The organism is Mycoplasmopsis iners ATCC 19705, assembly GCF_000701805.1.
GTDB classification, from domain to species: Bacteria; Bacillota_I; Bacilli_A; order Mycoplasmatales; family Metamycoplasmataceae; genus Mycoplasmopsis; species Mycoplasmopsis iners.
Map to the genome: position 1 here is coordinate 1 of NZ_KL370826.1, position 24356 is coordinate 24356.

Below are 24356 nucleotides of genomic sequence, written 5' to 3' on the forward strand. Positions count from 1 at the left end.
GAAGTAATTAATGATTTAGATCCACATCATCAAGAAAATATCAAAATTTATAGAGATTTTATAGCATGCATTGGTTAATTCTATGTGTGTAATTTTGAAACATAAAAAACGAATATGTCTTATTTATAGGCATATTCGTTTTTTTAGATCTTCAAACTTGGAAACTCGGGATATATTAGTTCTATTATATAGAAAAAAAGTTGCTTTATTGTTAATTAACTAATTTAGTTTGTTAAAGGAACTGATAAGAGCAAAATGTTAAAAATGTTAATTTACTTAAAAAAATGCATCTTATTATGAAATAAGATGCAAATTATTATCAGATTTTTACTCTCTTTTCTTTAGGCAAGAACATTTTGTCGCCTTCTTTAATATCGAAAGTTTTATAGAATTCATCTAAGTTTTTGACTTGTTGGTTTGCTCTAAGTTTAGTTGGCGCATGTGGATCAGTTTTTAAAAGAATTTGTGCATAATTTTCTGTATATTTTGATCTTCAAATTACTGCTCAGTTTTCAAAAAATTCTTTTGATGAGTGTCCTTTTTCACTCATTGATGCTTCAAGCGCACATGAAATTCCACCACCATCAGCAATATTTTCTGATAAGGTTAATTTACCATTACATTTACCAAATTCTGTTTCAACACCATCAAATAATTCAACCATTTTTTGACCTAATTCTTCAAATTTAGCAAAATCTTCTTCACTTCATCACATGTTTTTATTACCTTTTTCATCAAAATGTGCTCCATGATTATCAAAAGCATGGCTAATTTCATGAGCAATAACTGCTCCAATACCACCATAATTTTGTGATGAAGATTGTTTTTGAGAATAGAAATTACCACTTAAAATCCCTGCTGGGAAAACAATATGGTTCATAAATGGACTATAGTAAGCATTAACTTGATCAGGTGACATACTTCAATAATTTTTATTTACAGGCTCTTTGTATTGTTGTAAGTTGTAACTAAGCATAATTTCTTGAATTCTAATTACATTATCTAATAAGTTTGAGCCTTGTTTATAGGTTCTAATGTTAAATTGTTCATAATATGGTTTAAATTCAGTTGGATAACCAATGTGTACACCTAAATTTCTCAATTTAACTAAAGCTTTTTCTTTTGTTTTGGCTGATAATCATTCGCTGTTTTTAATTCTTTTAGCATACACATCAATCATTTTGTAAACTTTGCTTTCAACATCTTTTTTAGCTGATTCACCAAAATATTTTTTAGCAAAATATGTTCCAACTGGAATACTAAAAGGTTCATTAGCCACTCTAAAAGCAGCTTTTTCTTTTAGAAATGATTTTTTAACCCCTGCTTGTGCTTTACTGTATTGGTCAGCAATTAATCTAGAATCGTTGTCTAAATATTTAGCAAAACGACGAGTTGTTTCAACAATCATTCATGCTTTAAAGTTTTCAAAATTGTCTTCGTTTAAAATAGTGTCAATGTTGTCTAAAAATCTTGGATACATAAAGCAGATTTGCTCAACTTTTTTACCAGTTAAAGATTCTGCAATTTTAACAAAATCAAAGTATTTAGATTTATTAACTAAATCTTTAGCATCATATGGGTTGTAAAGTGCTAAATAGTTAGCTGCTTCTTGACCTGTTGGGTAGTATTTTGCCAATAATTCATCAAAAGCAAAAGTTTTATCAATCAAATTTTTAGCTTCTTGTCTTGAATAACCAACTTTTTTCAATAATTGGTTCATCATTTTTTTATAAATTGCTAATAAAGCTTTTTTATTTGGATGATTTTCATCGTAGTATGAAACTTCAGGTAAGATAGTGCCTGCTGACGATACATAAATTGTTTGAAATTCAGCATTAACAAAATCTTGAAAAACTGAAAATTCAATAAATGAAGGTAAAGTTTTTAAATATAGTTCTTCATAACGAGCAACATAATCTTTTAAAGATTTAATTGATTCAACAGTTTTTAAGTGTTTAAGAATAGGTTCAACACCTAATTCTGCTCTTTTGTCATAATCTTTTGCTAATAAGTACAATTTGGCAAAATTGTTTAAAATTTTGTCTTGTTCTTTACCAGCTAAATAATTTTGAGTAAGTTCTTTAGCTATTGCTTTTAATTTTTTTTCATTTGCTTTATGAAGCTCACGGAATAACCCGGTTGATGATGCATCTCCAGGAATTTTAGCTTTTTTAAGTCAGTTTTCATTCACTGCTTCATAAAAGTCATTTTTTAATAATTCTTTGTTCATATTTGTCCTTTTTTATTATTAGTTTTAAAAATTATAAGATATAAAACAAACTTTATAAATTATTGTAAGTTGATAAATAATTTTTAGCTTTTATTCATCAATTTTACTTAAAGCGCAAATTGCAGCTGTTTCAGCACGTAAGATTGTTTTACCAAGACTAATTGTTTTAGCACCAAATTGTTCAGCCAAAGCAATTTCTTCATCGCTAAAACCTCCTTCTGGTCCAATAAAAATGATTGAATTGGTCTTTAAAACAGTTGTTCTATTTTCAGATGCTTTTTCATGCGCAATGTAAATATTTTTACTTTGATATTCATTCAAAACATCAGCAATTTTTTGAGGATCAGTTAGCTGCGGAATTATATTTCTAAACGACTGTTCAGCAGCGTTTTTAACTATTTCACAGTGTCTTTGGTATTTTTTTGGTAAATCATATTTAACTAATGAACCATCAGTATATTGGGTTATTGTTGGAATAATTTTAGTTACTCCTAATTCAACAGCTTTTTCTAACATCCATTCAAAACGCGGAATTTTTATTATGGGCGCTGCTAAAACAACTTCATTTTTGTATTCGTGGTTTATATTAACCTCTTCTAAAATTGTTGCATTATTGTTTTCTAATTTACAAACATAAAATTTGCCTTGATAATTGCAATAAAAATTTTCATTTTTTAATCTTGCAACTTTGATGTGTTTTAAAATGTTTTCATCTAATTCAAAGGTGTTTTCATCAATTTTGTTCTTTACAAAAAATCTATTCATTTTGCTCCTTTTTCATTATTAAATTATATTAATAATATCTAATGTTGCCACTTCTTAAATGTTAAGTTTTAATATTTAATTTTAGGATTTGCTAACGCGTTAAAATTAATACATTATGAAACAAATTAGACTTTTTGAATTATTCTCTGGATTAGGCAGTCAATTTTATGCACTGAAAAAATAGCTAAAAATATCAAGCTTAAAATAGGACACGAAAAATTGATTGTCAATTTTCCGTGCCCTAGTTTATTTTTAACCTTTAAATTTATTATTAAGGCTGTGCTTAACATTTAAATTTGAATTTTACATAAAGAACCAAAACAATAATTAGTTAATAAATGTTTAATTTAACCAAGTTTTATTCTTCTATTCACATTCCTTTTAATATAAATGTTAAAATTAAAACAAAGTTTTATAGGAAAAAGAGGTTTTATGGCTGACGTTGATAAATCAATAAGAATTTTGAATTTTGTTGTTTCCGATAAGTACTTAAAAAGTTCGAAAGAACAACAAAACGAAATCATTAAAGAATTTTTAGAAATTCCTGATTCAAATAAACCTATATCATTTAGAAATCGCTCATATAATGATTTGGAAAAGTTCTTTTCTATTTGTAATTTTCAAGTTAGAAAAATTATTGAAATAAACAATGAATCTAAAATGATTGATTTGTTAGAAGATACAAATAATAATTTAGTTGGCGCTGACTTGATAGCAGCACAAGAAAAAGACAATTTTGTTTATTCTCAAAGAATAGAATTAAAATTTGGAGCTGAAACATTGGCAAATATAGGCAACGACAGCATGAATACTATATTTGGTTTAAACAATTCTCAAGTTAATTTTGTTTCTTTAGCTAAGAATTTAAAAAATAAGCAACAAAAATTTGTGATCGATGAAAAAAATGGAGCTAATGAAAAATCATTTTCAAATTTAGAAAGTTTGATTAATGATTTTGTTAAACAATTAAATTTCTTAAATCAAAATAAACTAATGAAAATTAATAAGGACGAATTGAACAATTTGTTGAATACGACCGGCTCAATTAAAAATTCCCATTTAGTGGGCAATAATTTATTAAAACTTTTTATAAATTATAAAAAAGACATTAAACAATCGATAACTGTAGCTAAAAAATTAAATTTGGATGGTGAGTGAACAATAAAGAGTATAAAAAAATCTGAAGATTCTAACAGAGTTGAAATAAAAATAAGTAATTCAATTAACGTGGTGAAATTTCTTTTAAATTGAAAAAATAGTTACAAGAAAAATAACGAAGTTTATCCAGCAAAATTAGGCGTTGGATCTTCTAGTTGGAATGTGTGGGTGTATGAAGAAAAATCAAAATAAACTAGAATATAGTTCAAAAGGTCTTAAAAAAGTCAAAGATAGCAATAATAAAAACAAAGAGTTAGATAAATTTTATACATCGCCTTTTGTTGTTGATATGTTAATTAATCATCTAGTAAGTTTATTTGCTGAAAATGATTTAGATATAGCTAAATATAATTTTCTAGAGCCTTGTGCTGGCAATGGGGCTTTCTTAAATGGACTTGAAAGAAATTTGTCTAAAAATAAATACAAAGCTTTTGATATAGAGCCTGAAGATGAGAGTATTAAAAAAGCAGACTTTTTACAAATTCCACATAAATATAGTAGTAAAAGAATAATAATAGGCAATCCACCATTTGGTTACAAAGCTCAGCTAGCAAAAGAATTTATTAATAAAAGTGCCGAATGAGGCCCTATAATTATTTTTATTTTACCTATTCAATTTAGAAGATTTAATATTCAAAAATTTGTAAATCCTGAACTAAAATTAATTTATTCTTCAGAAAATTTACCAAAAAATTCATTTTTATTAGAAGGCAAACCTTATCATGTTAATTGCTTATACCAAATTTGAGTTAATGAAAAATCAGGCTTATTCAAGAATTATCCAAATCTAAGACTTTTAAAACCTTTACCCAATAAACATACTGATTTTCAGCTTTTCATTCATAATAATACTGTGCAAACTATGAAATATTTCAACAAAAAAGAATATGGTTGAAATTTTGCTGTGGCTAGACAAGGTTTTTATGATTACAAGAAGAAAATTGTTGACCCAACAGAATTAAAACCACATGTTCAATATCTATTTGTTAAATATATCAACCCTATTTCAAAAGAAATTTTTAAACACATGGATTTTGATAAATTATCACATGTTAATACATCAATTTTAGGTTATTCGAACACTGATGTTGTTGCCGAATATGAAAGAATCAAAAATGAATTAGGCTATAATTAAGCCTTTTTAAGCAAAAGAAAAACAGAACACTTGAAAAATATGTGTTCTGTTTTTAATAATTACCCGATAACGACATCTTCAGTTAAATATTCATATTTATATGAATAATTACGCTTTTTACCTCAAACCAAAATTGAAGAACTTACTCCTAATTGTCCAATGAACATTAAAATAGTCATTGCGATTTTGCCTGGATTATTTAAATGATCAGTTACGCCGGCGGTTAATCCTGCAGTACCGAAGGCTGACGAAGCTTCAAAAATATAATTATTAAAGTTTATTTGATCAATTGGTGCATTACCAGAAATATTTTGTGAAGATGTGCTAATTATTAAGGCTACTAAAATTACTAAAATTAAACTAGTTAAGAAAACAGTGAAACTGTTTCTGACTGTTGTATCACCAATTCTTCTCTTGAACACTCTGACCGAAGGTCTGCCAAGCAATCTTGAGAATAATGTAATTAATAAGATAGCGAACGATGTTGTACGAATACCGCCACCAGTTGAAGCGGGACCGGCACCAATAAACATTAATATACTAATTAAAAAAATTGACGGAGCACCTAAATTTTTAATTGGTAAGGTTGCAAATCCAGCACTTCTTGAAGAAAAGGTTGTGAATAAAATTGCTCAAATTTTTTTAGCTTTTGAACCATAAAAGCTGGCATCATTAGTTCAAAATGTTCCATTGCTCATTGTTTGAAAAATAATAATTGTTAAAAATCCAATTAATGTCACAATCAAATAAGTTGAAATACTAATTTTAGTTAGCAATTGTCAATGATATTTACGGCCTTTATTATGGATTTTAAATCTAAAATAATTTAATATATCATGAATAACTGTATAGCCCAATCCACCTATTAAAAAGAGGATTAAGAAAAATACTTGTAATTCAACATTGTGATAATAAGCAAAGAGCGAGTTTTGACCGATTATGTCAAAACCAGCATTATTAAGCGCACTAAGCGAATGGAAGAAGCCATATCTAAAACTTAGCCCTCAATTTTGATGAGGCGAAATGAATTTGCCTATTTCCGCGTATTGGGCACTTTGATTGATCATTAAATTAGTTTTTGGATCTAATGAAGCAGTTATTTCACCTATTTGCCTTGGAGCGGCAAAATAAAAGTAGAATGATAAGCCAAGTGCTGAAACTAAAAAGATAATTAATAATGAGCTTACTGAATCAGTAATAATTTTTTTGGCTTCTCTGCCATTAACGGCTGTTCTTTCTGTTGAAGCCAAATTAATTTGATTCAGTGAAATCCGGTGATTCCTAAAGAAAAAGAAGTTAATTAGGTAAATTTTGAGTGCAAAAATACCTACACCACCAACAAAAATCAAAATAGCAATAATTGTTTGACCAAAAATGTTTCAAGTATCATAAGTTGAACGTGTAACTAAGCCAGTATCACTAAATGCCGAAGCTGAAATGAAAAAGGCATCAATTACTGAAACTTCTTTTCAACCATTTTGAGTGTTATTATGTGTTGCGGGACTTAATAATAAAATCGCACTAATGACAATAATTAATAAATAAGTAAAAAAAATTAAACGAACTTTGTTAGTGCGCTTTCTTCAATGGGTTAACTTATTTCAAAATTTCGCAAAGCTGTTATTGCGTCATCAGTAAGAAAACTTTCATTTATTCATACTTAATAATAATATTAAATTAATTTAATTTAATCATATAAATTTATCTATAATTTAAAAGCAATAAGGAGTTCCTATGAGAAAGAAAAAAAATGAAGATATTTGTGTAATTGGCGCCGGTCGTTTTGGCTCAGCAGTTATTTCGCAATTAGCCAAAACTGAATGTTCATTAATGTTGATTGATAAATCAGAAGACCATTTAAAATCATATGTTGATGTTGCTGAAAAAATTGTTATTGCAGACGCAGCCGACATTAAAGCTTTAAAAGCTTTAAATGTTCAAGATATGGACACGGTTGTTGTGGCAGTATCAGATAACATCGAAATTGTTGCTTCATTGTTGGAACTAAAAGTGTCTAACATTATTGCTAGGGCAACTAGCAAAAGACATGCTTTGGTTTTAAAACAAATTGGTGTAAATGTAATCATTCAGCCTGAATATGAAGCTGGAATTCGCACTGCACTTTTAGCAACAAATACCAATTTCTTGAAATATTCAAAAGACCTTCAAGAAATTGGTGATGGTTTTGTGATGGGAACAACTTTAATTACCAACGAAGACTTATTAGGCAAGGCGATTAAAGATTTAAAATTTAACGAATTAGGTATTTCAATCGTTTTAATCAAAAGAGGCAGCGAATTTATTTTGCCGAACGGTTTTTCTGTTTTAGAAAAAGACGATTTATTAACAATTTTAGGTAAAGTTGCTGATGTTAACCATGCCATTAGCGAGTTAAACAAAACTAAAGAAAAAGAAGAAGAATAATTTTAACTAGACATTTATGTCTAGTTTTTTCTTATTTTTAGCATCATTAAACACCAAAAACCTAAAATAAACTTTTAGTATAATATTGCCTAATATGAAAAGTACCAAAAAATACACTTCAGTTTATGAAACAGATTCTTCATTAGTGCATTATACTAATGCAATTTTTGAAGTAGGTTTGCTTGATGCTGAAAAACAAATTCTTAAAAAACTTAAGTTGCCAATTAATGCAATGGTTGCTGATTTAGGTTCAGGTCCTGGCAGATTTGGCATTAGTTTATATGAAATTCAACCAAATTATCAAATTGATTGTTATGATCTTTCAAGTAAATCAATCGAAATTGGTAATAAATTAGCCAAAGAATTAAAATTGAAAAAGCTTAATTTTATTGAAGCAGATTTGACTGAAACCAATGTTTTACCAATTGATAAATATAATCTTTGCTTTTTCACATTTAATTCTTTGATGACAATTCCAGAACATAATAATAAAAAATTGGCATTGCTCAATGCTTATAATGCTTTAAAAAATGGTGGTTATTTAGTTTTTAGCGCTCCAACAATTAGTGGTGATCCTGCTAGAGAAGATTTTATTAAAAATAATTTAAGCAAAGAACATGAAAGAAAGGCTGACATAACTTATAAAGTAGGCAATCAATTAGGTGTGCTTTGTCATTATGAAAAAGCAGAAATTTTAGCTTTGCTAAAAGAAATAAATATTCCTAGTCCCATTTTTGCTGCTAAGAGAGATGATTTTGCTAATGAAACTCAAGCTGCTAAAAAGTTTTCTGACAATGCACTTTATTATGTAATTCAAAAAGCTTAAAATTTTTTCTTTTAAAACATCTAATATTTTTTAGCGATCAAGAAAATTCTTGATCTTTTTTATTATTTTAACCAATTGTTAAAATACTTTGTATTTTTATCGCAAAAATAGGGATTAGCTACCACTAACAATGAATTAAAAAAAATTGAATTTTTTAAGCAAAAAAAGCACACTTTTTTTCAATAGAAAGCTTAACTAATAAAATTTTCAATTTTTTTATTAATTTATGTTAATTAAGAATGTAAAATAGTGGTGGATAGTGGAGGTAAGTGGTGGATAACATTTATGGACAACATTCGCGGAACATCGATGCGAAAAATAGAGTTATGTTGCCAACAAAGATTAGAGATATCTTAGGTAATAACTTTTTTTTGACAATAGGAATGGAAGGAATTGTGGAGCTAAGAAGCAAAGCTGACTTTCAAAATTTAATTGATGTTTTTAACGCACAAAGTTTTTTTGATCCAAAGGCTAGAATGCTTAAAAGATTTTGATTAGGTAACAGCCAAGAGATTGAATTAGATTCACAAAACAGATTTGTTATTCCAAAAAACATACTTGAAAAAGCTGCTATCCAAAAAGAAGTTTTATTTATCGGAGTAGGTAACCTTGTAGAAATGTGAAGCAAGGAAGCTTATGAAAATTATGAAACAAAAATTAGTGATGAAGAATTATTAGAAGCTGCTCAAACATTAATTGATAAGATGTAATGAATAATGCTCATTATTCTGTTTTATTAAAAGAAACAATTGATGCTCTAAATATTAAGCCTGATGGGATATATGTTGATTTAACATTAGGCATGGGTGGGCATTCAAGTGAAATTTTAAAAAGAATACCAAAGGGTAAACTAATAGCTTTTGATAAAGATAGTTTTGCGATACAAGAAAGTCGAAAACGTTTGAGTCAAATTGCTGATAATTTCCAATTAATTCATGCAGATTTTGAAAATATTACTACTGAATTAGCCAAATTGGGAATTTTTACAGTTGATGGTATCATTGCAGATTTAGGTATTTCATCACCACAAATTGACAACGCAGAAAGAGGTTTTTCTTATAGTAAAGATGCCTATTTAGATATGCGTATGAATCGTGACCAAACTTTAGACGCACACTATATAGTTAATTCTTATTCAGAAACACAATTGGCTAAAATCTTTTATGATAACGCTGAGGTAAGATTTGCTAAACAAGTTGCGAAGGCCATCGTAAACAACCGGCCAATTAACACTACTATTGAATTAGCAAATGTAGTGCGTAATAGCTTACCAGCTAAAGTGGTTGCACAAAAAAATCCTAATAAAGCGATTTTTCAAGCAATCAGAATAGAAGTCAACCACGAATTCGAGTCATTAAATAATATGCTCAAAGAAGCAATTAAATTGTTAAATGTTAATTCTTCATTAGCAATCATTTCCTTTCATTCTTTGGAAGATGGTATTGTTAAAAAATTTTTCGGCAATTTAATTAAAGATAAAATGCCAAGTAAAATGCCAGTTAATGAAGTTAAAAATTTTAGTGTTAAAACAATTAAAGTTTCTAATCAAGAGCTAAATGAAAATAATCGCTCAAGAAGCGCTAAGTTAAGAGTACTAACAAAACTAAGTTAAAGGAGTTTGACATGAAGCACTTAATAGTGAATTTTGAAGTCAATAGTTCTTCAATTAATACATGTATTATTGAGAACGAATTCGACACTTCTATAGTGCTTTATGAACAATCTCAAAACTTAGATGCTCAATTAAACAACTTAAATTTAGCTATTAACAAAGCTAAAAAAATGATCAAATATTTTGCTGAAAAAAAAGATTATGCAGTGAAATATTCTTTATTAATTGATGAAACTTATCTTTCTGAAATTTCTTTAGTAAGTTGTAAAGCAGAAATTTTAGTTAAAAGTAACTTGACAAGTGAATTAGAAAAAGCAGAAATTAATAAGTTAATCAAAAAACATAGTGCTAAAAATTCTGCTTTGGTATTAAACAATCAAACTATTTATTATCAAACGGAAAACAATATCGGGGAATTAAAAACATATTCAAAATTCCCACTTAATAAAGTTGCAAATAAACTAAAAGTTAAATATGTTAATTTGCAAGTTGAAAAAAACAGTTTTTTAGCTAATGTTTATCAAACATTTCTAAATAATAAAATTAAATTTACAAATGTTTTATTAAAATCACAAGCTGCTTGAATAGCAAGCGAACAAAAGAACTTTAAAAAAGCCATTTTCGTTAATTTTGTAAATCAAACATTAATTATTAATGAAACAGTTAACGGAATTATTTTAAAAGCTAAAGATTTTTCAATCGCTAGCGAAGTTGACAAAATTATTAAATTCATTAAAACAAAATATCAATTAAACATTCAAGATAGTTGCAATTTAGTTCAAGGTTTAATTAAAAACTATCAATTTTATAAAACTATTGATTATTCAGTATTAACCAATATTCAAAAAGATGTTCTTAAATTAATTAATAAGCTAATCGGAGAAAAAATTATTAACATTTTAGCTAATAATAACTTTGCTGAAAAAGGCTATGAAATAGTTGTTTTGGAAAATGATGCATGCATTATTTCGACAATTATGACAAAGGTTTTAAATAGCAAAATTAATCGTTTAGTTTTACAAGATGATTTGGATTTAACACACTGCATGCAGGGTGTTGTCAAATTATTAACTAATAATTGAGAACAAGTTGATCAAACACAAACAATTAATAGTTTAGCAATTCTGAAACATAAAACAGCCTTCAATAAAACAATTAATAAATTAGCATATGTAAAAGCTGCTTAGAGAAAGGTTCAAATGGAAAATAAAGAACATAAACCAGTTAAAATTAAAGTAATAGGTGTTGGCGGTGCCGGCAATAATGCCATCAATTTATTGCTTAATGAACATTTACCAAATATTGAACTATGAGTAGCCAACACTGATTATCAAGATTTAGAGTTAAGTGCATGCACTAACAAAATCTATTTAAAAGGCTCAACTGAAGGCTATGGAGCTGGTGGCAATCCTGAACTTGGAAAAAAATCAGCTGAAGACAGTGTTAGAGATATTGAAGAAGCTTTAAAAAATGCTAATTTAGCAATAATTACAGCTGGCTTAGGTGGCGGAACCGGAACAGGTGCTGCCCCTGTAATAGCTAAGAAGGCTAAAGAAAGTGGCATTACAACATTAGGTGTTGTGTTCATGCCTTTTTCAGAATTAGAAGGTGTTAAAAAATTAAATCTTGCACAAAAAGGTTTAGCTGAAATGGCTAAATATTGTGATGCTTATGTGGTTATTTCAAACCAAAAATTGATCGAATCATATGGAGCAGTAAATACAAGTCAAGCTTTTAAAGTAGCAAATGAAAACTTGAAAAATGCAATAATGATAATTAGCGATATTGTAAATACTAATTATGATATCAATGTAGATTTTAATGATTTAAAAGAAACTTTAAAAAATGGCCAACAAACATTTATTGGCTTAGGCAAAGGTTTTGGGAAAGATGCAATGCTCAAAGCTGTTGAAAATGTCTTTAAAAATGTTTTATCGGACAAAGAATTGATTAATCCTAGCAAATTATTAATGGTTATGAAAGTTCAAAACAGTGGTTTAAATTTAGTGAACGAAGCAAAAAAATTAATTTCAGAAAAATTCAAAGCACAAGATGAGCAATTAAATATTTGTTTTGGTTTTAGTACAATTACTCCAGCTACTTCAGATCATGACGCTGCTTTTGACATTAGTCTTATTGCCTCAGGTTTTGATGGCAAAGAAAAAATTGAAAGTCCAAAAGTAGAAGATAAATTATTAGATAATTTAGAACTTGAAAATGAAAATGAAGAAGTTTTACAAATAACACAAAGTATTAGCTTAATTGAAAATGAAAATCAATTAGCTGCATTTCAAACAGAAGAAACAGATCTTCCACAAAATTGAGATGATAACGAAGAAGAAGAAGAAATTACTGTACATTCAAACAAAAAACCAGGTTTCTTTGGCAGATTATTCAAGAAATAGAAAGAGATTTATTACAAATCTCTTTTTTTATTGCTTCTTTTGACGAATTAAACATTTTCATAGCTAAATTAGTCAAAAAATTAAATTACTTAATTGAAAGATTTTTATTAGTTAATTAAACATTTTTCATATTATTTTAATTATTAATATTAAAATATATTAACAGTAAACAAATAAATTAAGGTTACATTATGACAAAAGAAATTAATAAATATATTGCTACATATTTTGATAAAACTAAAACAATTATTGAAAAATATAATCCTAATAATATTATTAAATTACAATTCTTTCAAAGAAATGACAATGCTCTTTTAGGCGGCATGAATGAAGTTTTAGAAATTTTAGAAAAATATACTGACACTTCAAAATATACTATTAGATATTTACCTGAAGGTTCAAAAATTAAAAATTTAGAAATTGTGCTTGAATTAGAAGGACACTATCAAGATTTCGGGACATTAGAAGGTTTAATTGACGGCGTTTTATCTCGCTCAAGTTCAATTGCTACCAATGCTTATCATTGTGTTCAAGCTGCTAATGGCAAACCGGTGGTATTTATGGGTGATCGTATGGATCATTATTTGATGCAAAAAAGAGATGGTGATGCTGTTAGATTAGCAGGAATTGAGATTGTTTCAACCCCTGAACAAAATTTACCTGATGCAGTTATTGAACCATTTGGTTCAATTCCACATGCTTTAATTCAAAATTTTGATGGTGATGTTAAAAAAGCAATGCGTGCTTACGCTGAAACTTTCCCAGATGAATTATTAATCTCTTTAATTGACTACCACAATGATGTAATTGCTCAATTTAAAGAATCATATGATGAATTAGGTGCTAAATTATGAGGTGTTAGAGTTGATACTTCAAAAAGTGTTAAGGATCATATGTTTGATAATGAAGAAGATAAACCAGAATATTACGGAGTAAATCTTGAACAAATTAAAAGATTAAGAAAAGCAATGGATGATTATGGTGCAAAAGATGTAAAAATAGCTGTTTCTTCAGGTTTTGATGCTAAAAAAATAGCTAATTTCGAAGCAAATTGTGCTCCAGTTGATTTTTATGGAGTTGGTCAAAGTATTTTTAAATTAACATGTGCTTTTTCAGCTGATGCTACTGTTTTAAATGGACACAACCAAGCTAAAGAAGGGCGTTATTATCGTCAAAATAATCAATTAAAGGAATATAAAAAATAATGAATGTTTTAGTTACTATTTTAATTAATTTAGCTTTGTTTTTAGTTGGATACTTATTTATAGGTTCATTCAACACAGCAATTATTTTGAGTAATAAACTTAAAAAAGATGATGTCAGGAAGCACTATAGTAAAAATGCCGGAGCAACTAATAGTTTACGGGTATTTGGTAAGAAATTTGCTTTAGCAGTCTTTTTAATTGATTTTGCCAAAGTTCTTGTTTCAGTTTTAATCTTAGCAATTTTGGCTCAATATGCATTTCCTAAAACTTACTTCATTTCGCCACAGAGCGTTGGTTTAGGTATAGTTGTTGGTCATATTTTCCCAATTTGATTTAAGTTTAAAGGTGGAAAAGGCGTGGCATGTTCATCAGCATTAATTTTAAGCATTAATATTGTTGCTTTTGTAATTGCTGCTTTTATTTTCTTTACAATTGCTTTCAAAAGAAAGATTGTGTCATTGGCTTCAATTTTAACCGCTGGTTTATTAGTGCCATTTATGTTTATTCCTTGAATGACTCAAGGGGTTTTAGGTTTTTGAATTAACAACGTTGCTTGAAATGATAATTTAAAATATTTATCAAATAATTGATATGTAAGTGGAATTATTTATACATTAGCCGCTATTTTAGTTGTGGCAATGCATCATTCAAACATTAAAAGATTGATCAAAAAAGAAGAAAAGAGAATAACATCTAAATAAAAAAAGACAAAATTGAAATTGACAATTTTGTCTTTTTTATAGGCTTTTTAGGTTAATTAACATTGGTTTTTGTAAGAAAAGTATCCATATCAATTCATTCATTTTTTGGATAGAACGTTTCGGTCGCCACAAAGTATTTATAAACTTGTTCCATTTTAGATATGTTAGCTTGATAACCTTGTTTGTGATCAGTATAATAAGTATCACGAGTTAAAATGTTAAATGTATTTGCTAATGGGAAGTTTCGTATGTTGACAAAGCTTTTCATTTTTTCTAAATCTCAACCGAATGTTTGTTTTAGAAATGTCATTGTGGTTAAGAGCACTGTTGTGGTACCTTGTAAGCCATATAACTGAGTTCTTGAATTATTATTTTGATCAAATAATACAGATGTACCATTTTCAATATTATGATAGTCTATCGATAACATATTTTCTCAAGCAATTGTAGGATTTAAAGTAATTGTGTTAGCATATTCATCGTCGCCAAAAAGTAATTTAATGTATTCAACAGCATCTTGAGCACTATAACTCGGGTGTAATTTAAAGAAGTAATTATATTGATCAGCAGGATATAACTCTTTAATTTTTGCTATATAAGCCTTAACTTCATTGTAAACATTTTCATTTTGGTTCAATCTTCAACCATTTTCATTTTTTCTAAATAATGAAGAACCTATGAAGATTAAATTCTTTTTGTTTGCTGAATAATTATTTTTACCTTCAACAATAAAATCTAAAAAGCTCTTGCCATAAATTTGATTTAAACGTTCAAAGTCGCCTTGATAATCAATGTTTTCGGCAAATTGTATGTAATCTTTATACATGAATGGATTAATTGGGTATGACTTAATGTTTAATTTAGCTCAAGCTTTACCTGCATTTTCTAATCTTTGATTAAAAGCATTAATGTATGTGTTTTCTAAGTTGTAAATTTTAACTTTCTCTTGTAAAGTGAAGAAATAACGATAATCAATAGGCATTTTAATATATTCATCTGCTTGTAAATCATTTCAATGTTTAAGCAATTCTGCTTGAGTATATGATTTACCTGCTTTTAGAGCAAAATTTAAATAATAATTCTCAATAAAATCATAAGGTTGAGAATTGCCATCGCTTAAAATAACTATTTTATTGGCATGTTTAAAAATTCAATCTCTTACAACAGTGCGATCTTCATCGGATAAAGCTATTAAAGATACATCTGGTATATAGAAATCAAATTTATCAATTCCAGCTTCTAGATATGGTTGTAAATAAGTTGTTAATTCTTCTAAAGTTGTTGGTATTGTTGAATAAGCTTTATCCTCTTGATTTTTAGTTGCATATTTCAAGTTGTCTAAAACCAATAATTTTCCATCTTTAGCATTCATTTTACCTGTTTCCGTATTTAGTACAGGTGTAAATTTGTTTAATAAATACTTAAAATTAAACCTTTGACTTTCTGGATTTTCATTAGTTTGGTCAATGTCCCAAACACCTTGATCAATTAAATAAACAACATCGTTGTAAGGTCGCTTTTCATTATTAGATGCATTTAAATGACCAACAATTTGCATAAATGATGATAAATATACTTGTGATGCGTTTCTGGAAAGAACAACCGTTGGATATGAATTATCTGCCGAGTCTTTTAAATCAGCATAAAAATCTCTAAAATCAGCTTCTGGAGCAACTTCCGGATTTAATAATTTAATTTTTGATGAACTATTTGGTAATTCAGTTAAATTTTTTGAATTTTTGTTATTTGTTCAAGGATCTTTAATTTTTTTCGCACATGAAGCTAGCAATGCTGTAGGAATAACTGATAATGGAGCAATTGCACAAAATAATTTTCTTTTAAATTTTTTCATAGAAAAATTATAATCTTTTTATTTTTAATCATTAAAACAAGCGCTTTTTAATTAATTAATAAGAATTAATAAATATTTATAAATAAAAATGTTAATTAATAAATGTCATAATTACTATAATGAATTTAATTCATAAATAAAAAAGACAAAACTATTATTACCAATTTTGTCTTTTTTACAGGATTTTTAGTTATTTATTATTGTTAATTAACATTGGTTTTTGTAAGAAAAGTATCCATATCAATTCATTCATTTTTTGGATAGAAAGCACCAGTGTCAACAAAGTATTTATAAACTTGTTCCATATTAGCAATGTTAGCCTGATAACCTTTTTTGTGGTCAGTGTAATAATTATCACGATATAAAATGTTAAAGGTATTTGCTAATGGAAAGTTTTGTACATTGACAAAGCTTTTCATTTTTTCTAAATCTCAACCGAATGTTTGTTTTAGGAATGTCATTGTGGTTAAAAGCACTGTTGTTGTGCCCTGTAAACCATATAACTGAGTTCTTGAGTTATTGTTTTGATCAAATAATACCGATGTGTCTTTTTCAATATTACGATAATCAATTGCTAACATATTTTCTCAAGCAATTGTAGGATTTAATGTAATTGTATTAGCATATTCTTCTTCACCAACGAGCAATTTAATGTATTCGACTGCATCTTGAGCACTATAACTAGGGTGCAATTTAAAGAAGTAGTTATATTGATTAGTTGGATATAGCTCTTTAATTTTGGCAAAATAAGCTTTAACTTCATTGTAAGCATTTTCATTTTGATTCAATCTTCAGCCTCTGTTATTTTTTTTAAATAATGAAGAACCCATAAAGATTAAATTCTTTTTGTCTGCTGAATAATTGTTTTTACCTTCAACAATGAAATCTAAAAAGCTTTTGCCATAAATTTGATTCAAGTGTTCAAAATCGCCTTCATAATCAATGTTTTCGCCAAATTCAATGTAATCTTTGTACATGAAAGGATTGATTGGATACGGTTTGATGTTTAATTTAGCTCAAGCTTTGCCAGCGTTTTCTAATCTTTGATTAAAAGCATTGATATAAGTATTTTCAAGGTTATAAATTCTAACTTTATCTTCTAATGTAAAGAAATAACGATAATCAATTGGCATTGTAATATACTCACCTGTTTGGAAGCTATTTCATTGTTTAAGTAATTCTTTTTGAGTATATGATTTATCTGCGGTTAAAGCAAAATTTAAATAATTACTTTCAATGAAATGATAAGGTTGAGCATTTCCGTCGCTTAAAATGACTAATTTATTAGCGTGTTTAAAGAGTCAATTTCTTACTCTTGCACTATCATAAGCATCTAAAGCATTTAAAGTAATATCAGGTACATAGAAGTCAAACTTATCAACACCAGCATCTAAATATGGTTGTAAATAAGTTGTTATTTCTTCGAAAGATCTTGGAAACACTGAATAAGCTGTATTCTTTTTGCCGTTAGTTGCATATTTTAGATTGTCTAAAACTAATAATTTCCCATCTTCTGGATTCATTTCTCCTGTTTGCGGGTTAAGAACAGGAGTAAATTTGTTTAATAAATAATTAAAATCAAATCTTTGTCCTGCTGGATTTTCATTAGCTTTATCAACATTCCAAACCTCTTGATCAATTAAATAAACAACATCGTTGTATGGTTGATTTTTATCTTCTGCCGCATTTAAGTGCCCAACAATTTGCATAAATGATGAGAAAAATACTTGCGCAGCATTTCTTGAAACAATTACTGTTGGATGTGGGTTATCTGCAGAGTCTTTTAATTCAGCATAAAAGTCTCTAAAGTTAGCTCCTGAAGTAACTTCTGGATTTAACAATTTGACTTTAGTAAAATCAGTTTGAGTTCCAGTAGAAATTCCATGATTGGGTTTTACAGGGTTGACTTCATATGTGTTATTATTTCCACAAGACGCTGCCAAAGCCATTGGGGTAATAGTTAAGGAAGCAATTGTAGAAAAAAGGGTTTTATGTAATCTTTTCATACTCTTATTATATTCTTTTAAAATTAATTTTTGTATTTACTATATATGGGCTTAAAAAAGCATGAAAATCATGCATTTTAAGTTTAGTTTAATTAGTTTTTTTAGCTTTATTAAATTTTTTAAACAAAATGAAAATAATCCAAAAGACCGAATAGCAACCTAAAACAATGGTATATAAATACATTGCTCAAGCAAGCCCATAACCAATAATAAAAGTTAAAATGTGTTGTTGGGCATAAGCATTTTTTAAGTTAGTTGCAAAATCTAAAGGAATAATCACTCCGTTTTCTGGATTAAGAATCGATTCGCCATAAAGAAATCCAACATAACTAAATAACAAAGGTACAAAGAGAAATAAAAAGGCAATTAAAGCTTTAGTAAAATCGCTAAAAATAACTTCTTTAAAAATGGTTTGTTCTTTTTCAATCTTTTTCATAGGCAAATAAGTAAAAACTCTATACCATTTTCAATGTTGTTCTAAAACAAGCATTAATTTAAAAAAGGTAATAAAAGCAAAACCAATGAAGAAAGTTATACAAGCAGATCAAAGTACAATTTGTTCTTCATAAATTGTTTTATAGTTTGTATTATTTTTAACCACTAATAATCCGGCAATTAGCAAAATAATTGCTAGTGCAAATCAAATATATTGATTCAAAGAAAGTTTTTTAAACTTACTTATCATTTTCAGCTCCTTTCGTTCTTAAACATATTGTTAAGTTTATATCTCTTAAAATGAGTCTAGATATTTAGCATAATTAATTTGGGATTTTAATCAAAATAAAAACAAAGATCTTGTTTGATTAATAATCTTTGTTTTTAAGCTGTATATGACGAATTAGTTTATTTTATTGGCTAATTCTTTTAAATCATTATCAATGGCTTTTAAAATTTCTTCATGTGTCATATCTTTTTTAGGCGAAACTTTAGTGCCTTCAATTAGATAAGTTTCAACTTGATTTGCTCCTAAAAATTTAAAGATACCTTCTAAATTGCTAATATGATTGGTAAATGGATATCAATCTTTAGGTGCGCCTTGTGTGCCAATAATAATAACTTTTAAATTGCTTAATAAACCAATTGCATCACCCTTATTTGAATATTTATATGAAAAAGTTTTGTCTGCTATTGATATAGCATCAATAAAGTTTTTAATTAATGGCGAATAAGTAAAATTAATCATTGGTGTATTAATTACTAATAAATCAGTTTCTTTTAATAAATCAATAAAGTAATCAGAGTCAACATCCTGATAAAACTTTTTAAAATTATTAGCATTCAATGATCTTTTAACTAACATAGTGTCATTTAAATCGATAACTGTTAAATGGCAATTTTCACGTTCGCTAGTTAAGTGTTCCACAACTTCATGATTAGCTTTTCATGATAATGAATCAGCATTTACTGACCCGTTGATTGAAACTATACTAATTGGCCTTTTGTGCATTTTATTCTCCTTTAATATGCTTGATTATTACTATTATTCCATATAATTGAATTATGACTTGAGAAATGAAACTTGGCATAATTCTTGGAACAATTATTATGTCTATTATACTTATAGGCTTATTAATAGGCAAAATATATTTTTATAAAAGAAAAAAAATACGCAAAAGCAAGGGTTTTTTGTTCGAAAATCAAATTCAAAAACAATTAAAACAATTTGCTAAAGCTAATGGATGCAAATATTTAAATGGTGGCCTATTTAAATATGGCGAAAACTTTAAATTTGAACTTGATGGCATATTGATTAGCGAAAAAGTAGTTTTTATTATTGAAGCTAAATATTATCATGGCACTTTAAAAGGCAATGCGTTAGCTAGTGAAATTGATTTAATTAACAACAAAAACAAAAGCACGCGCTTTAAAAATCCATTGCTACAAAACTTTAAACACATAAAACACTTTTTTAGAATGCTAGGTTTTAAACCCCCAGTGTTTTCTTTAATAATTTTTCCAGAACAAACTAAATTTGAAATTGAAAATTCAGAAAGTTGAACAGTTTTAACTAACACTAACAATTATCAAGAGATCTTAAAAGAAATTATTGCTGATGTTAAAGATAGGCCAAATTTATCAAAAGAAACAATTAAAGCAATAATTGATAGCGTTAATTGAAATCGCACTAATTCGTTAAAAGATCTCAATGATTTTGGCAAATTAATAAAAAATGAAAAATAAATATTACATAACTGTTTTGTCGATTTTAGACCAAAATTACCCTGTTTTTGGTTTATTAGACCAAAGAGCAAAATCAATAATTACTAGATGAAAAGTCAGTGAAAAATACTTTGTTATTACATCTAGCGCAGTAATTACCAAAGAAAAATTTGACTCATTGAAGTTGGAAAAGAATTGTCAAAAATTGTTTTTTAAAAGCAATCAAAAACAAGCCACAAAACAAACTTTGCAATTAAGTTTTTTAGACAATAGTTTTATGCTATTTAATGATCCAAATAGAACTATTAAAATTTTATGAAATTGACACTATAAAAGCAATAATAAGATTCAATTGTTAGCTAATAATAGTTTGATATTAATTAGTTCTAATGTTAGTAATAAAGACAATTTAATTTTACGAAAAAAGCTATTTTACAAGGCAATTAGTGAATTATTAACTAAAGAACTAGAAATAATCCAAACATTTTATGAAAAACAAATGAATTTGCCCAAAATCCCTATAAAAATAAGAGAAAAGGAACGCACATGAGGCACTTTTATTAGGAAAAAGGTCAATGGCAAGGAAGAATGCAAAATTGTCTATAATCTTCAATTGTGTCTTTTACCAAAAGAATTAGTTGAAGCAACTGTCGCTCATGAATTAACTCATTATTTTTATCAAAACCATGGAACAAATTTTTATAATCATTTAACTAAATATGTAGAAAATTTAGAAGAGAAAAAGAAGCAAAAAAGAAATTTGCTAATCAAATTAACATAGAAAAGTGTGCCTTTGGGCATATTTTTTATACTTAATTGTTAAAGTACTATATAATCCCGAGTTTCCAAGTTTGAAGGTCTAAAAAAACGAATATGCCTATAAATAAGACATATTCGTTTTTTATGTTTCAAAATTACACACATAAAATCCCGAGTTTCCAAGTTGAATTTACTAAAAAACAGTGATTTTTTGTTTAAAACAACAAAATAATTATGACATAAACAAAATTTTTTATTCTTTTTTAATAAATTTTTTGAACAAAATAAAAAATTTTTAAATTAATTTTCATTTTTGATTTTGATTTTTTATGTAAGTAATGATACTTAAAAAATAGCTAATTCCCCTATAAATAAGCACTTTATCATTGAAAATGGCATTCAACTTGGAAACTCGGGAAAAGTGTGCCTTTGGGCATATTTTTTATACTTAATTGTTAAAGTACTATATAATTTTTTAACATATGATTTAAACAAGCAAATAAAATATAAACATATAAAAGGAAGATAAGAAAATGGACTTAAAAATAATTAAAGACAATATTGATACCTTAAAGGAAAAAATTTTACAAGAAAAACCAAACTATCGCGTCTTTAAAAGTATTAATTATGATGATTTAATATTTTTCTATTATAAAAATCTTGAAGAATTACCAGCAGAAAAAAGAAAAAAGATATGGTCGAAAGAAACACACTTTTGGCCCAACTATTTCTATGACATTGTAAATGATACTGCAAGGGAAAATGTTAATGTTTCTATCGACGATTTAGAACAAGAAAGTGGGGAAAAAATTAATTATCTTATGCATCACTACCCATTATATGACGAAATGCAAAATGAAACTCTTAAAGATTATTATAATAATTTAAGTTTAGCCGAAGAGTGAATTCAAAAGGACTTTTTAATAAAATTAACTTGTGAAATAGAAAAATTATTCGAACCAGATAATACACCAAAACCAACAAGAAAAGGATAATAAATAAAGACATATCTTTTAAACTAGGACAAGAAAAGTAGACAGAAAATAAAAAACTGTCTACTTTTCTTGTCTTAGTTTAAACTCCTGAGTTTCCAAGTTAAAAAGGGCTAAAAAACGAAAACACCTATAAATAAGGTGCTTTCGTTTTTTGTTATTTTTAATTACAAAGATAGATTTTCTATAACAAATGAAAAATCTTTATATTTTGTTTAATTCGTAATGGTTTGGATCTAAATTATTAATAATTTCGCCAACTACTTTACCATTTACAATCTTGGTTGTTACTGTTATAAGTTTTAAGGTGTCCACAAACATGTTCATAGTTACTTTTTGAATTTCACCATTATCTTCATAGAACTTTTTGAGTTTGTAAATTGAGTATTTTAAAACAATTAATGCTAAGAAACATAAGAAAACATGCGCTTGAATGTGAGAATCTTTACAAACAAACATTGGTCTAACTTCAAGCGAAGATTTCAATGTTCTAAAACTTTCTTCAATTTTTCATTGTTGTCTATAAATTTCATTAGCTATTTTATACTAACATTCTTTTGTTTTCCCTTTTAAATTTCTTTTTAAGAAAGCAATTAATTTTTCATTATCATCTGTTTCATAATAATCAACAAATAAATTACGATATTTTTCTATATCTTTCACAACTAAAACTTGATTGAAATGTTTTGATAATAGTAAATTGGTAAAAATCATTGAACTTCTTTTATTACCGTCGTTAAATGGTTGCAATTTCATTAATTTACATTGCAAGGATAAGATGCTATCAATATTTAAGTCATATAAACTATCTAAAATTACATTATTAATTAATTCTTCATTTACCACAGGTGGCTTATAAGAAGTTCCGGTAATTAAAACACTTTGTTTTCTAATTTTTCCATTATCAATAATAATTCTCTCACCGATATTTTTGTTAATTTCCATTAGTGTTAAAACAGGAAATTTTTCATTATATTCAATTTCATCATGAATTAATTTTTTATATGTCTGATATAAATTTAAAACAACGTTTTTATTATAAAAATTCAAATTTAAATCATCTAAATCATCTACTAACTTTTTTGTTTGATCGATAGTAATATCAATATTTTCTAAATTAGATGCATAAGCAGTTAATTCATAAATATATTTTTTAATCATCTTTTACTGTCACTCCTTTGTAATTACTTCATCTCAAACATAAACATCGTCATTAAAATATATAGTATTTTCTTGGTATGGGCGTTTAGTGTTTATTCTAAATAACCTTTAATGTTTTTAAATGCAACTAAATAATCTTTTTTAGGAGATTTACCTGTTTGCGATATTAGATTAGTCATTCCTAAATTATATCTTTTATATTTCTTTAAAAGATTTCTCTTCCAATATGTAGATTTTTTGTCAAAAAAGCCAAAACCTTTTATCTCACGGTATTTAATTTCAAAATTATTTTTTGACATTAAGTCCTTTTTATAATCATCATAATCTGAAAAAAGCTCTAGTTATTGTTCTTGTTTTAGTTGTTTGATAATCACTCCTTAATATAAAAAACACAAAATACGGTGTTGTCCATATTTTGTGTCCCAGTTTAAAATACGGTTTTGTCCATATTTTGTGCCCCAGTTTAGTGGGTTATCTTCTGTTTTTATTTATTTTTTTCTTTTTTTGTTTTGTTTTTAATCATAACAATGTCTATATCAAAAGTTTCTTTTAAATAATTATTTATATTTTCTAATCTTATTTTATTTTTCTTTTTAGATATTATTAAAACTGAAATTCAATAGATGATTAAGATTAATAATAATGATATTGAAATACTTAAGATAAACTAGGACAAGAAAAGTAGACAGAAAATAAAAACTGTCTACTTTTCGTTTACAATAAGAGAAAGGAGTTTACAAATGGCTAAACAATTGAAACATTATGAATGATTAGATCTATTTAGATGACTAGAAAATTGAGAATACACAAATGAATATGAATACAAATTTGCATCTTATATTTCAGAAAAATATAATAAGGATTACTTTAAAGAAAATATTAGACGTAGAATTTGAAATAAATTTAGAGAATATCAAAAAGACGAAACTGTAATATTTTCAAAAACAGGAACAGCCCCTAAAAAA

General features: G+C 27.1%; 23 protein-coding genes and 1 pseudogene. 14 read left to right on the forward strand and 10 right to left on the reverse strand.

The window, feature by feature from the left end; translation table 4 throughout:
- Positions 1-316: 316 nt before the first annotated feature.
- Both T395_RS0103165 and T395_RS0103170 read right to left on the reverse strand, forming a co-directional pair.
- On the reverse strand, positions 317-2230 hold the full coding sequence (locus T395_RS0103165; protein WP_029513019.1) for a M13-type metalloendopeptidase: 1914 nt from the start codon (positions 2228-2230) through the stop codon (positions 317-319).
- A 90-nt stretch (positions 2231-2320) separates the two neighbouring features.
- On the reverse strand, positions 2321-2995 hold the full coding sequence (locus T395_RS0103170; RefSeq protein WP_029513020.1) for a 16S rRNA (uracil(1498)-N(3))-methyltransferase: 675 nt from the start codon (positions 2993-2995) through the stop codon (positions 2321-2323).
- 432 nt (positions 2996-3427) lie between these two features.
- On the opposite strand from T395_RS0103170, the gene T395_RS0103175 reads away from it, so the two are divergent.
- Both T395_RS0103175 and T395_RS0103180 read left to right on the forward strand, forming a co-directional pair.
- On the forward strand, positions 3428-4345 hold the full coding sequence (locus T395_RS0103175) for a hypothetical protein (RefSeq protein WP_029513021.1): 918 nt from the start codon (positions 3428-3430) through the stop codon (positions 4343-4345).
- Positions 4326-5288 carry a hypothetical protein gene (locus T395_RS0103180; RefSeq protein WP_051617858.1) on the forward strand — a complete coding sequence of 321 codons (963 nt, stop codon included), beginning with the start codon at positions 4326-4328 and terminating at the stop codon, positions 5286-5288. Before T395_RS0103175 ends, T395_RS0103180 begins: the two co-directional genes overlap by 20 nt.
- 59 nt (positions 5289-5347) lie before the next feature.
- Here T395_RS0103180 and T395_RS0103185 read toward each other — a convergent pair whose 3' ends face one another.
- Complete coding sequence (locus T395_RS0103185) at positions 5348-6946, reverse strand: TrkH family potassium uptake protein (protein ID WP_029513023.1); 1599 nt, start codon at positions 6944-6946, stop codon at positions 5348-5350.
- 76 nt (positions 6947-7022) lie between these two features.
- Between T395_RS0103185 and T395_RS0103190 the strand changes: the two genes are divergently transcribed.
- The 8 genes from T395_RS0103190 (at position 7023) to plsY (ending at position 14461) form a co-directional block, all read left to right on the forward strand.
- Entirely contained in the window at positions 7023-7712 is a 690-nt protein-coding gene (locus T395_RS0103190; protein ID WP_029513024.1) for a potassium channel family protein, read from the forward strand.
- A 94-nt stretch (positions 7713-7806) separates the two neighbouring features.
- A complete protein-coding gene (locus T395_RS0103195) occupies positions 7807-8538 on the forward strand; it encodes a class I SAM-dependent methyltransferase (RefSeq protein ID WP_029513025.1) in 732 nt (243 codons plus the stop codon).
- Positions 8539-8807: 269 nt separating this feature from the next.
- Positions 8808-9248: a division/cell wall cluster transcriptional repressor MraZ gene (gene mraZ / locus T395_RS0103200; RefSeq protein ID WP_029513026.1), complete on the forward strand. Its 441-nt coding sequence runs from the start codon at positions 8808-8810 to the stop codon at positions 9246-9248.
- Entirely contained in the window at positions 9248-10150 is a 903-nt protein-coding gene (gene rsmH / locus T395_RS0103205; RefSeq protein WP_029513027.1) for a 16S rRNA (cytosine(1402)-N(4))-methyltransferase RsmH, read from the forward strand. The genes mraZ and rsmH overlap by 1 nt, the downstream gene beginning before the upstream one ends.
- 11 nt (positions 10151-10161) lie before the next feature.
- On the forward strand, positions 10162-11337 hold the full coding sequence (locus tag T395_RS0103210; RefSeq protein WP_029513028.1) for an MAG3720 family protein: 1176 nt from the start codon (positions 10162-10164) through the stop codon (positions 11335-11337).
- A 12-nt stretch (positions 11338-11349) separates the two neighbouring features.
- Entirely contained in the window at positions 11350-12555 is a 1206-nt protein-coding gene (locus T395_RS0103215) for a cell division protein FtsZ (protein WP_051617860.1), read from the forward strand.
- A gap of 191 nt (positions 12556-12746) precedes the next feature.
- On the forward strand, positions 12747-13760 hold the full coding sequence (locus T395_RS0103220; protein ID WP_029513030.1) for a nicotinate phosphoribosyltransferase: 1014 nt from the start codon (positions 12747-12749) through the stop codon (positions 13758-13760).
- Positions 13760-14461 (forward strand): glycerol-3-phosphate 1-O-acyltransferase PlsY, encoded by a 702-nt coding sequence (plsY, locus tag T395_RS0103225; protein WP_029513031.1) that lies wholly within the window; start codon positions 13760-13762, stop codon positions 14459-14461. Before T395_RS0103220 ends, plsY begins: the two co-directional genes overlap by 1 nt.
- A gap of 52 nt (positions 14462-14513) precedes the next feature.
- Here plsY and T395_RS0103230 read toward each other — a convergent pair whose 3' ends face one another.
- The 4 genes from T395_RS0103230 to T395_RS0103245 all read right to left on the reverse strand — a co-directional run bounded on the left by T395_RS0103230 (position 14514) and on the right by T395_RS0103245 (position 19766).
- Complete coding sequence (locus T395_RS0103230) at positions 14514-16313, reverse strand: hypothetical protein (RefSeq protein WP_029513032.1); 1800 nt, start codon at positions 16311-16313, stop codon at positions 14514-14516.
- A 203-nt stretch (positions 16314-16516) separates the two neighbouring features.
- Entirely contained in the window at positions 16517-18319 is a 1803-nt protein-coding gene (locus T395_RS0103235; protein ID WP_029513033.1) for a hypothetical protein, read from the reverse strand.
- Between the two features lie 88 nt (positions 18320-18407).
- Complete coding sequence (locus T395_RS0103240) at positions 18408-19004, reverse strand: hypothetical protein (RefSeq protein WP_029513034.1); 597 nt, start codon at positions 19002-19004, stop codon at positions 18408-18410.
- 153 nt (positions 19005-19157) lie between these two features.
- Positions 19158-19766, reverse strand: coding sequence for an FMN-dependent NADH-azoreductase (locus tag T395_RS0103245; RefSeq protein WP_029513035.1), 609 nt, complete (start codon positions 19764-19766; stop codon positions 19158-19160).
- A gap of 179 nt (positions 19767-19945) precedes the next feature.
- Here T395_RS0103245 and T395_RS0103250 point away from each other — a divergent pair, with 179 nt between their 5' ends.
- The 3 genes from T395_RS0103250 (at position 19946) to T395_RS0103260 (ending at position 22233) form a co-directional block, all read left to right on the forward strand.
- Positions 19946-20500 (forward strand): nuclease-related domain-containing protein, encoded by a 555-nt coding sequence (locus tag T395_RS0103250; protein ID WP_169734118.1) that lies wholly within the window; start codon positions 19946-19948, stop codon positions 20498-20500.
- Entirely contained in the window at positions 20490-21260 is a 771-nt protein-coding gene (locus T395_RS0103255; RefSeq protein ID WP_029513037.1) for a YgjP-like metallopeptidase domain-containing protein, read from the forward strand. The genes T395_RS0103250 and T395_RS0103255 overlap by 11 nt, the downstream gene beginning before the upstream one ends.
- A 511-nt stretch (positions 21261-21771) precedes the next feature.
- Entirely contained in the window at positions 21772-22233 is a 462-nt protein-coding gene (locus T395_RS0103260) for a hypothetical protein (protein WP_029513038.1), read from the forward strand.
- Between the two features lie 164 nt (positions 22234-22397).
- Here T395_RS0103260 and T395_RS03610 read toward each other — a convergent pair.
- The 3 genes and pseudogenes from T395_RS03610 to T395_RS0103275 all read right to left on the reverse strand — a co-directional run.
- Positions 22398-22773 (reverse strand): annotated as a pseudogene (locus tag T395_RS03610) (transposase); the annotation flags it as partial.
- A gap of 3 nt (positions 22774-22776) precedes the next feature.
- Positions 22777-23391: a Fic family protein gene (locus T395_RS0103270; RefSeq protein ID WP_029513039.1), complete on the reverse strand. Its 615-nt coding sequence runs from the start codon at positions 23389-23391 to the stop codon at positions 22777-22779.
- A 92-nt stretch (positions 23392-23483) separates the two neighbouring features.
- Positions 23484-23690, reverse strand: coding sequence for a hypothetical protein (locus T395_RS0103275; RefSeq protein WP_029513040.1), 207 nt, complete (start codon positions 23688-23690; stop codon positions 23484-23486).
- A 441-nt stretch (positions 23691-24131) separates the two neighbouring features.
- Here T395_RS0103275 and T395_RS03715 point away from each other — a divergent pair.
- Positions 24132-24356: hypothetical protein (locus tag T395_RS03715; protein WP_029513041.1), on the forward strand; the 225-nt coding region annotated here is incomplete at its 3' end.